The organism is Chromobacterium subtsugae (genome assembly GCF_001676875.1).
GTDB lineage: Bacteria > Pseudomonadota > Gammaproteobacteria > Burkholderiales > Chromobacteriaceae > Chromobacterium > Chromobacterium subtsugae.
In genome coordinates this window covers 1-327 of sequence record NZ_JYKA01000059.1, presented here as the reverse complement: position 1 = coordinate 327, position 327 = coordinate 1, and the positions used below count along the sequence as shown (strand labels likewise).

The following is a 327-nucleotide window of genomic DNA, read 5'->3' as shown; positions in this document are numbered from 1 at the left end:
GCCAATCCGGTCGCTGGGCCAAGGCTGCGAAACAATCTACATTTGAGTCTGGTTACATTGTTAATGGCCAACAAATTCCATTGCCCGCAGGTTATAAACAAGATCAATGCCGCTGGATTGTGACATCTGGGACCAACTATCACGGTGGTGTTCCAGATTTATTTGCAGGGCAGGTTTCTCTTTCCGATAGCAATAGAGTTGTGACTTGTGGTTATAGAGATATTGGCATGACCATCATTAGTGGGAATTGCCAGTATTTCATTGGGTGCAATTAGATTTTTGATTCTACATCATGCGCAATGAGAATTTTTTCTTAATAATCATTTT

Annotated in this window: 1 protein-coding gene; it reads left to right on the top strand. The window is 41.3% G+C overall.

Features of this window, described 5'->3' with window-relative positions; genetic code table 11:
• Positions 1 to 275: hypothetical protein (locus tag MY55_RS24130; protein WP_208856082.1), on the top strand; the 275-nt coding region annotated here is incomplete at its 5' end.
• Positions 276 to 327 lie beyond the last annotated feature (52 nt).